Origin of the sequence: Clostridium sp. AM34-11AC (assembly GCF_003435375.1) — a bacterium.
Classification (GTDB): Bacteria; Bacillota; Clostridia; order Lachnospirales; family Lachnospiraceae; genus Pilosibacter; species Pilosibacter fragilis.
Map to the genome: position 1 here is coordinate 1 of NZ_QWGL01000055.1, position 9,819 is coordinate 9,819.

Genomic DNA, 9,819 nt, shown 5'->3' on the forward strand with positions numbered 1-9,819 from the left:
TTGTTGACCTCGATCCACTGTGGTTCCTTCGTTGAGAGCATCCCTTCTGCATAGATATACTGCGAATAAGGAAGGATGGCTACAAATACAACGATGGTCATGATCTCGCCGGTAAGAGGATCTGTCGTTGAGAAGGTCTGACCAGCAAAGTCAACTTCCATTTTTTGTGCGATAATGGCATCAAAGTGGACTGTCTCGTAATTCTCTTCGCACCACTTGTTGTAGAGTTCACAATACTGACTGTACTGATAACAGCGGGCACCTTCTTCTTCGCACTTTTTCTTATAGCGATTCCAAAGAAACACGAGTGTCATGTTTTTTCGTGTCGCCATAAGCTTGGCATCCTCTTCATAATCAGGTAACTCGATGTTCTCATTTCGACCTCCTGATCCTGGTACAGACCCATACACTTTTAGGGCAATACCATAGTTGGTAATACCTGCTGGTAATGGATAGTTCAGATCTTCGCACTTCTTGAATGCTCTCAAGAAGTCATTGACACCAGACTTGCTGAAACCAGTCTGACGTGCTATTTCGCTACCAGACATTGATAGCGCATAGTGTTTGATAATGATGTCCTTGTAATCTAACTGCATACATTATCCTCCTTAAAATGATCTATTCACCACCACTGGGATGGCTACTATCATTATAAGGATTGGATTGCAGAGACTGGTAGAAATTCGGCTGTTCAGAAACGGAATGCGGCCGTTTTGTTCCGCAAAGACGGCCGTTTAGCTTCGCAATATGCAATGGAACAGAAGAGGCCTGGAGGCACAGAGACAGGCGCAGATGAAAAAGGATAAAAGGGACTTGAATAAAAAAGCCCCCGCACAGGGGCTTAACAAACCGCCTATGTGGGGGAAAACTCATTTATGGATTATAATTCAGTTTTTACGAAGATATCGTAGATTGCCCGGATCGCCGGCTCAAAATCATCATTTGTAACGCCGATGATGATGTTCAGTTCACTGGATCCCTGGTCGATCATCTTTACGTTGATCTTAGCGTGTGCGAGGGCCGCGAAGATTCTTGCGGCAGTTCCGCGCATTGCCTTCATGCCGCGGCCTACGACTGCGATCACAGCGAGGTCGGACTCTAATGTGACAACATCAGGATGAACGGAGCGCTGGATACCGGAGAGAACAGACTGCTCTTTCTCCTGGAACTCATCCTGGTGAACGAGAACGGACATGGTGTCGATTCCTGACGGCATGTGCTCGAAGGAGATGCCGTTCTTCTCGAATACCTCAAGAACCTTTCTCCCAAACCCAATCTCGGAGTTCATCATTGCCTTGTCGATGTTCATAGCGCAGAAGCCCTTCTTTCCGGCAACACCTGTGATAGTGTAGTGCGGACGCTTGCTGGTATTCTCGACGATCATGGTACCCGGATCTTCCGGACGGTTCGTGTTACGGATATTGATCGGGATTCCGGCTTTTCTTACCGGGAAGATTGCGTCCTCATGAAGGACACTTGCACCCATGTAGGAGAGCTCACGGAGCTCGGTGTAGGTGATGGTTTCGATCGGAGCTGGATTCTCGACGATTCTCGGATCTGCTACAAGGAAACCGGAAACGTCAGTCCAGTTCTCATAGAGGTCTGCCTGGACCGCGCGTGCTACGATGGAACCTGTGATATCGGAACCGCCGCGGGAGAAGGTATGGATTGTTCCGTCCGGCTTAGCACCGTAGAAGCCAGGAATGACTGCCTGCTTTAAGGAAGCGAGATGCTCACGCATCTCCTCGTTTGTCTCCTCGGAGAGGAAATTTCCCTCAGCGTCGAAGCGGATCACATCGGCTGCGTCCACGAAGGTGAAACCGAGGTAATTTGCGGCGATGATGCCGTTCAAGTATTCTCCTCTGGAAGCCGCGTAGTCGCGTCCGGCTTTCTTTAAGAAGTTCTCCTCAATTTTCGCAAATTCGAAATCAAGGTTTAAGTTTAAATCAAGACCGTCGATGATATCGGTGTAGCGCTTCTTGATCTGGTCAAGGATGCGCTTATAGCTTTCGCCTGCGCATACAGCGTCGTAGCACTGGTATAACATGTCGGTCACTTTTGTGTCTTTGCTGTCTCTTTTTCCCGGTGCCGACGGAACAACATAGCAACGGGTCTTGTCGGCTTCGATGATTGCCTTTACTTTTTTAAACTGACGGGCACTTGCGAGGGAGCTGCCGCCAAATTTTACAACCTTCTTCATAATCTGTCTCCTGTGTGTAAGTAAATGATATATGCCGGATTCCACCTTAGTGGATTACCTTTGGTGTCGGGAAGTATTCGAAGAATACCCTGGCAACCATCTTGTCTCTGGAAATGTAGTGGTTCTGCCAGTAGCGGGCATCCAGGGAGTAGTTGCGGTTGTCGCCCATCATGAAGTAGCAGTTTTCCGGAACTTCAAAATGGTAAGTTTCATGCTGGTTCATCGGCTCTGCGATGTACGGTTCGTCGAGCGGTGTGTCAGATCCGTTTAAATAGACCTGATCGTCCACGATATCGATCACGTCGCCAGGCATACCGATCACGCGCTTCACATAGTAGATCGTGTGGCCGCGCTTTCCGACTTCGGAACCGCAGGCCGGGCAGGTATCCTGCTTATCGCCCTCTATGATCGCACCGCACTGTGGGCACTGCCAGCCAAAAACGAAGATTGCTACATCGCCGCGTTCCGGTTCAGAGAATTTGTAATGGAGTCTGGAGCCGATGACACGGCTTCCTGCCATGATAGTGTTTTCCATGGAACCTGTTGGGATTTCACTGTTTGCAATGACGAAAGTGGTGAGCACGAAGGCGATCACAGCGGCAGATACGAGAACCTGCACCCAGCTGATGAGCTCTGCGACCCAGCCTGTTTTTTCTTTCTTTTCTTTTTCGTTATTTTCCATATAAATGATGATAACCTCGTTTGACTAATATTTACGGGAAAGATATACTGTAAGAGTAAATGTTACTGCCCGTATGCATACAATAAAGAGTTTATGATAAATTGTCAAGTTTCGCAAGGGAATTTCGAAAAAGGTAAGGAAGTTTTTTCTTTCTGCGAGGAAAACAGGGGAGAATACTTGTATCGCGGAAGTGAAAATGTTAAAATGTTGTTAAAAAATGCGGGTAATATTTATCCGTTGTCGGAGTTGATTTATTAGCGGAGTGTGCCCGGTGAGAGGCATGCGGATGCAGCAGGGAGAGTGCTGAATGGAAAAAATCTTATATGATCTGATGGATTGGGCCGGAATCGAGGAGCTTGTCTATTCTGAGGCGAGCGATCCGGGACGGCTTTTAGGGGAACATGTGATAAAGGAAGGTCTTCTGATCCAGGCTTTTCTGCCGAACGCGGAGAAGGTGTCCGTAAAGATCGGCGAAGAACAGTTCCCGATGGAGATGGCAGACGAGAACGGCTTCTTTGCGGTGCTTTTAGAAGACCGAAAAGAACTGGTTCCGTACCATTTCTGTATCACCTACACGGACGGGGACAACGAGGAGATCATCGACCCTTACAGCTACCAGTTCCACACCGCCTTTACCGAGGAAGAGGTGCGGAAATTCAGTGCGGGGATCTATTATGATTCCTATGAGAAATTTGGGGCACATCCGGCGGTGGAAGCCGGGATCGAGGGCGTTCATTTTGCGGTGTGGGCGCCGGATGCGATGCGCGTCAGCGTTGTGGGCGATTTCAACTTCTGGGACGGAAGACGCCACCAGATGAAAAAGCGAGGTCCGTCGGGGATCTACGAGATCTTTATCCCGAACCTGAAGCCCGGCGCGATCTACAAATATGAGATCAAGACAAAGGCGGGACTTCCGATGCTGAAGGCGGATCCGTACGGAAACTATGCGGAGCTCCGCCCGAATACGGCATCTGTTGTCTGGGATATGTCCGGTTACAAATGGAACGATGATGAGTGGATCAAAGAGCGGGCAGCGGCGAAAGACCGCCTGAAGGATTCCCCGATGTCCATCTATGAGGTCCATCTTGGTTCCTGGATGCAGAAAACGGTAGCACAGAATGAGAACGGTGAGGACATCAACGGCAGCCAGTTCTACAACTACCGGGAGATCGCGGAGAAGCTGGCAGCCTATGTGAAAGAGATGGGATACACCCATGTGGAGCTGCTTCCTGTGATGGAACATCCGTTGGATGAATCCTGGGGTTACCAGGTTACAGGCTACTACGCGCCGACGAGCCGTTTTGGAACACCAGATGATTTCAAGGCGTTTATGGATCATATGCACAAAGAAGGGATCGGTGTGATCCTGGACTGGGTTCCGGCCCATTTTCCGCGGGATGCCCACGGCCTTGCAGCCTTTGACGGGACATGCCTCTACGAGCACCAGGATCCGCGCCAGGGATCCCATCCCCACTGGGGAACGCTGATCTACAATTACGGACGTCCACAGGTATCAAACTTCCTGATCTCCAATGCCTTATACTGGGCGAAGGAGTTCCATGCAGACGGAATTCGGATGGACGCAGTGGCATCCATGCTGTATCTGGACTATGGAAAGAACGCCGGGGAGTGGGTCGCAAACATTTATGGCGGAAATGAGAATCTGGAGGCAGTGGAATTCTTAAAGCATTTAAATTCCATCTACGCGAGGGACACGAAAGGTTCTGTCCTGATCGCTGAAGAGTCCACGGCCTGGCCGAAGGTCTCCGGTGATGAGAACGATGGCGGACTTGGATTCGACTTCAAGTGGAACATGGGCTGGATGAACGATTTCCTGGATTACATGCAGTGCGATCCGTATTTCCGCCATGACCACTACGGGGAGCTGACCTTCAGCATGCTCTATGCCTACAGCGAGAAGTTCGTCCTGGTATTTTCCCACGACGAGGTGGTCCACGGAAAAGGTTCTCTGGCAGGTAAGATGCCGGGGGATACCCAGGAGAAGAAGTTCGCGAACCTCCGCACCGCCTACGGCTTTATGATGGGTCATCCGGGAAAGAAACTTCTGTTTATGGGACAGGATTTCGGCCAGATGGATGAGTGGAACGAGAAGGCGAGCCTGGAGTGGGGACTCTTGAAATATGATATCCACAGCCAGATGAAGGATTATGTGAAAGCACTGAACCACCTATACCGCACACAGCCGGCGCTCTACAGGATGGACTACGAGCCGGAGGGCTTCGAGTGGATCAACTGCACATACAACGATGAAAATATCGTTATATTTGAGAGAAAAACGGAAAAGCCGGAAGAGACGTTGCTCTTTGTCTGCAATTTCGCTCCGGTGGAGCATGAGAAGTTCCGTCTCGGCGTTCCGTTTGCGGGAAAGTATAAGGAGATCTTAAACAGTGATGCAAAGCAGTTCGGCGGCAGCGGCATGGTAAACCGGAGAGTCAAGATGTCGAAGAAAGAGGAGTGGGATACGAGAAAGAATTCCATTGCCATCAACCTTGCTCCGATGTCCACAGCTGTATTCTCCTGCACTCCGTATGAGGAAGAGGCGGAGCCGGAGAAAAAGAAAACGGCGGAGAAGAGAAAGCGCCCGGCACGGCAGCCATCGGTAAAGCTGCCGGCGAGCCCGCTGGATGTGATCTCCGAGAAGGTTGGGCAGATCATAAAGACGGCGCGCGAGAGCCGGCACTGAAATTTGTGCCTGACTGATTGGGGCAGTCAGCGCAGAAATTAAATACAGGACAGAAATATCCGGGAAACAACAGGTGAAATGACATGAAAGAACATACATTGGATATTCTAACCGCAGCGCTCATCAAATACGGAACCAGAGTCTTCTGGGCGGCGGTCATCGTATTCGTGGGACTGCGGATCATCAGGATCGCCCGCAGGGCAGCCGGTCAGATCATGGACCGCGCCGGGGTGGAGATCACGTTAAAAAAGTTTCTGGACATGCTGCTTCATGCAGTTCTCTTCGGCGTTATGGTATTCATGGCGGCGGATCAGTTAGGGATCAAGACGACCTCCTTCGTGGCGGTCATCGGTACCGTCACTCTGGCCTTCAGCCTTGCGATGCAGAATACGCTCTCGAACTTCGCGGGCGGAACCCTGATCCTGCTCCTGAAACCGTTTAAGGTGGGCGATTATATCAGCACGAGCTCCGGGGAAGGAACCGTTGAGTCCATCGGCCTTGTATACACGACGCTCCTGACAACGGATAACCGGGTCATCACGATCCCGAACAGCTCCGTGTCCAGCGCGCCGCTCACAAACCTCACAAGGACCGGAAAACGCCGCCTGATCATCAATGTGGGAATCGGATATTCTTCTGATCTTTTAAAGGCGAAGAACGTCCTGAAAAAGATCTTCGAGGAGAACCCGGGGATCATGAAGGATCAGCCGGTTCAGGTTGTCGTGGATGCGCTGGGAGACAGCAGTGTTGTTTTAAGCGCCAGAGGCTGGACGACCTGTGAGGATTACTGGACAGCGAAGTGGTCCATCACAGAGGCGATCAAGCTCACGTTTGACAAAGAGGGGATCGAGATCCCGTACCAGTATATGAATGTGATGATGACAAAGGAACCATAGCACGGACCGGGCAGAGTACCGGAAAATGCAGGTTACCTGGGGAAGAGAGTTCAACAGGAGAAAACTGTGGACTCTCTTTTTCTGTTGCACAGAAAGAAGGTATATTTTCATTATATAGAATGCATTCCGCAATTCGAAATAGATAATCCTTGTTTGCACACTGCGGTAAAACAATAAAGCGGCAAAGTTTTTTCGCACAATGCGAAAAAAACGCTTGCATTTTTGTGAAAATCTGATAGAATCAATTTTAAATTGTTTCTGCGTTGCGGACAAATGTTTGCGGAAAAGAGACTGGGCTTTCTGCGCAAAAAATGCTGACAGGTCGCACGATTCCGGAAAGAGTGAAACATGCAGAGGCTAAAAGCAAAAAAAGGAGGATTGAATATGAAAGAACATATGGCAGATTGGCGTATCCATGCACTTGCTTTCGTACTCACCGTAATTGCCGAATTTATCGGCACCAAAAAATTCAGTTTCGGGCCTTTGTCCTTCTCACTGTTTCCGATGCTGTATGTACTGATCTTTGGAGCGATCCTTGGAATCGCGAAAATGATTCCACAGAAGATGATGACAGAAGCATCACCCTATATTGGAATCAGCGTTATGATGCTGACAGCAAAGATCGCATCCACGATCGGACCGAACCTCGGCGCGGTTGTCAAAGCCGGACCAGCGCTGATCCTTCAGGAATTCGGAAATCTGGGAACTGCGGTTTTAGCGCTCCCGATCGCCGTATTTGTATTCCATATGGGACGCGCGGCAATCGGAACCTCCTTCTCTATTTCAAGAGAGAGCTCCCTTGCGGTCGTTGCCGATAAATACGGTCTTGATTCAGATGAAGGAATCGGTGTTATGGGTGGATATATCACAGGTACTGTATTCGGAACCATGTTCAACGGTATCTTTGTTTCCCTCCTCTGCTCCTTAAATATCTTCCATCCGTACGCGCTCGGAATGGCGTGTGGAACAGGTTCCGCATCCATGCTTTCTGCCAGCCTTGCGGCAGTCGTTGAGGCATATCCGGATATGGAAGCGGAGATCACTGCTTACGCGGCAACCTCAAATATGCTGAGCAGTGTGGATGGCCTTTATATGAGTCTTTTCATCGCACTTCCAATGTGTGAATTCATGTACAAGCTGTTCACAAAGAACAACAGGCATTATAAAGACGGACTCCCGATCGGCGCTAAGGTAAAAGTTAAAGCAGCCGGGGAAGAATAGGAGGGATCCATATGGACGCAGCAGTATGGTTTAAAAGAATCAAATGTCTTGTCCTTGTATGCATCTTCGCATCCATCGGCAATTTTATCAGTACATCAAAGGCCGGAAACCCGGTAACCCCGCTTGAGGCAGTGCCCGGGCTCGTGCTTCTTCTTTTATGCACGCTGGTGGGCTGTATCATTTATGAGCTGATCAATAAGGTTTCACCGAAGAATCTTCCGGCGATCGCCTATATCTCATTTATCGCGATCCTGATCACGATCCCGGGTGTCAGCCCGATCGCGGATTACGCGATCGAACAGATCGGAAAGATCGGACTTCTTCCGCTCTGCACTCCGATCCTTGCATATGCCGGAATCTCCATCGGAAAAGATGTGGATACATTTAAGAAACAGGGATTTGCGATCGTAGTCGTAGCGATCTTCACGTTCGCGGGAACATTCCTCGGTTCTACGATCATTGCCCAGCTCATCTTAAAAATGACGGGCGTGATCTGATGATCAGATATGAAAAATGGGAATAGGTTGTAAAAACAGCGCACTCATGTTATCATTATGACACTGGTGCCGCCGCATGAAACAGAGCCGCGGACGTCCAAACATAACGATAATGGAGTGAAGTTTCCATGTACCATGATCTTACAAAAGGGAGCATCTCACGCTCCCTTCTTTTATTTGCTCTGCCGATGATGGCAGGAAATCTTTTGCAGCAGTTTTACAACATCGCGGACACCCTGATCGTCGGCCGTGTCCTTGGGAAAAATGCTCTGGCGGCGGTGGGATCTTCCTACACGCTGATGACATTCCTGACCTCGATCTTTCTGGGGCTCAGCATGGGCTCCGGCGCACTGTTTTCCATTTACAGGGGAAAAGGAGATGAGAGGGCACTGAAGTCCTCCATCGCCCACGCCTGCGGACTGATCCTCGCTGTAACGCTTGTTTTGAACGCAGTTGTCTATATTTTCATTGATCCGATTTTAAGCTTCTTACGGGTCCCTGAGGAGGTCTGGGGCGGTATGAGAGAGTATCTGCTGATCATTTTCGCGGGTCTGCTCGCCACGTCCCTCTATAATTTCTTCTCCTGCCTGTTAAGAGCACTGGGAAACTCTACGGTTCCGCTGGTGTTTCTTGCGGTATCCGCGATCTTAAACATCGCGTGGGATCTTTTATTTGTGGCGGTCTTTCATTGGGGGATCGCCGGTGCGGCCTATGCGACGATCTTTGCCCAGTACGTATCCGGGATCGGTATTTTGCTCTACGTTCTTTTCCGATGCAGAAGCCTTTTTCCGGAGAGAAAGGATCTTTGCTTTGACGGCGGAATCTTAAAGGAGATCGCGGGCCTTTCCTCCCTGACCTGCTTGCAGCAGTCGGTTATGAATTTCGGAATCCTCATGGTGCAGGGGCTTGTAAACAGCTTTGGCGCCACCACCATGGCGGCTTTCGCGGCGGCAGTAAAGATCGACACCTTCGCATATCTTCCGGTTCAGGACTTTGGAAACGCCTATTCGACCTTCATCGCCCAGAACTACGGCGCGGGAAATAAAGAACGGATCCACCGCGGCACAAAGGAATCCTTTGCCATCAGCACGGCATTCAGCCTTGTGATCTCAGCGCTGGTCTTTGCCTTCGCGGCACCGCTCATGCAGATCTTCGTGAGCTCCGCAGAGACGGCGGTCATCGCCTCCGGCATCCGTTATCTCAGGATCGAGGGCGCGTTCTATTTTGGAATCGGCTGCCTGTTCCTGCTTTACGGATATTACAGGGCGATCAAGAGGGCGGAGATGTCTGTGGTGCTTACAGTGATCTCCCTCGGAATCCGTGTGTTACTTGCCTACGTGCTCTCTGCCACATTCCTCGGTGAGACAGGAATCTGGATGGCGATCCCGATCGGCTGGATACTGGCAGATCTCACAGGACTTTTATACATGAGGAAGACCTGGTAAAAAGAAAGACAACTTTTCTTACGCTCAGCGCAGTAAGTGCGCAGACCTGCTGAACAGTTACAAAGAAAGAACTTTTGTAAAATAAGAATTAAAAAATGTTGAATCTAAAAAATACGCTGTACAGGAGAAGGAACGGTTCTTTCTGAGTTTTGGGTATAGCGTATAAAACATTAG

General features: G+C 49.8%; 7 protein-coding genes and 1 pseudogene. 5 read left to right on the plus strand and 3 right to left on the minus strand.

Features of this window, described 5'->3' with window-relative positions; translation table 11 throughout:
* The 3 genes and pseudogenes from DW826_RS18400 to lepB all read right to left on the minus strand — a co-directional run.
* Window positions 1–596: pseudogene (locus DW826_RS18400) on the minus strand (sigma-70 region 4 domain-containing protein); the annotation flags it as partial.
* Window positions 597–880: 284 nt separating this feature from the next.
* Window positions 881–2,200 carry an aspartate kinase gene (locus DW826_RS16960; protein WP_117553285.1) on the minus strand — a complete coding sequence of 440 codons (1,320 nt, stop codon included), beginning with the start codon at window positions 2,198–2,200 and terminating at the stop codon, window positions 881–883.
* Between the two features lie 46 nt (window positions 2,201–2,246).
* The gene (lepB, locus tag DW826_RS16965) at window positions 2,247–2,882 is read right to left on the minus strand and encodes a signal peptidase I (RefSeq protein WP_117553286.1); all 636 of its coding nucleotides are present in this window, start codon (window positions 2,880–2,882) and stop codon (window positions 2,247–2,249) included.
* A gap of 307 nt (window positions 2,883–3,189) precedes the next feature.
* Here lepB and glgB point away from each other — a divergent pair, with 307 nt between their 5' ends.
* From glgB to DW826_RS16990, 5 genes are all read left to right on the plus strand, one after another.
* Entirely contained in the window at window positions 3,190–5,586 is a 2,397-nt protein-coding gene (glgB, locus tag DW826_RS16970) for a 1,4-alpha-glucan branching protein GlgB (RefSeq protein ID WP_117553287.1), read from the plus strand.
* A gap of 83 nt (window positions 5,587–5,669) precedes the next feature.
* Window positions 5,670–6,482, plus strand: coding sequence for a mechanosensitive ion channel family protein (locus tag DW826_RS16975; RefSeq protein WP_117553288.1), 813 nt, complete (start codon window positions 5,670–5,672; stop codon window positions 6,480–6,482).
* A 384-nt stretch (window positions 6,483–6,866) separates the two neighbouring features.
* Entirely contained in the window at window positions 6,867–7,703 is an 837-nt protein-coding gene (locus DW826_RS16980; protein ID WP_117553289.1) for a DUF3100 domain-containing protein, read from the plus strand.
* A gap of 11 nt (window positions 7,704–7,714) precedes the next feature.
* Window positions 7,715–8,200 (plus strand): DUF340 domain-containing protein, encoded by a 486-nt coding sequence (locus DW826_RS16985; protein ID WP_117553290.1) that lies wholly within the window; start codon window positions 7,715–7,717, stop codon window positions 8,198–8,200.
* 128 nt (window positions 8,201–8,328) lie between these two features.
* Window positions 8,329–9,645, plus strand: a complete 1,317-nt coding sequence (locus tag DW826_RS16990) for an MATE family efflux transporter (RefSeq protein ID WP_117485798.1) — start codon at window positions 8,329–8,331, stop codon at window positions 9,643–9,645.
* Window positions 9,646–9,819: the final 174 nt, after the last annotated feature.

Bases quoted from the DNA above. Each gene is read 5' to 3' on its own strand.
- DW826_RS16975 (WP_117553288.1), top strand. From the start codon at position 5,670: ATGAAAGAACATACATTGGATATTCTAACCGCAGCGCTCATCAAATAC.
- DW826_RS16960 (WP_117553285.1), bottom strand. From the start codon at position 2,200: ATGAAGAAGGTTGTAAAATTTGGCGGCAGCTCCCTCGCAAGTGCCCGT.
- DW826_RS16990 (WP_117485798.1), top strand. From the start codon at position 8,329: ATGTACCATGATCTTACAAAAGGGAGCATCTCACGCTCCCTTCTTTTA.
- DW826_RS16985 (WP_117553290.1), top strand. From the start codon at position 7,715: ATGGACGCAGCAGTATGGTTTAAAAGAATCAAATGTCTTGTCCTTGTA.
- DW826_RS16980 (WP_117553289.1), top strand. From the start codon at position 6,867: ATGAAAGAACATATGGCAGATTGGCGTATCCATGCACTTGCTTTCGTA.
- glgB (WP_117553287.1), top strand. From the start codon at position 3,190: ATGGAAAAAATCTTATATGATCTGATGGATTGGGCCGGAATCGAGGAG.
- lepB (WP_117553286.1), bottom strand. From the start codon at position 2,882: ATGGAAAATAACGAAAAAGAAAAGAAAGAAAAAACAGGCTGGGTCGCA.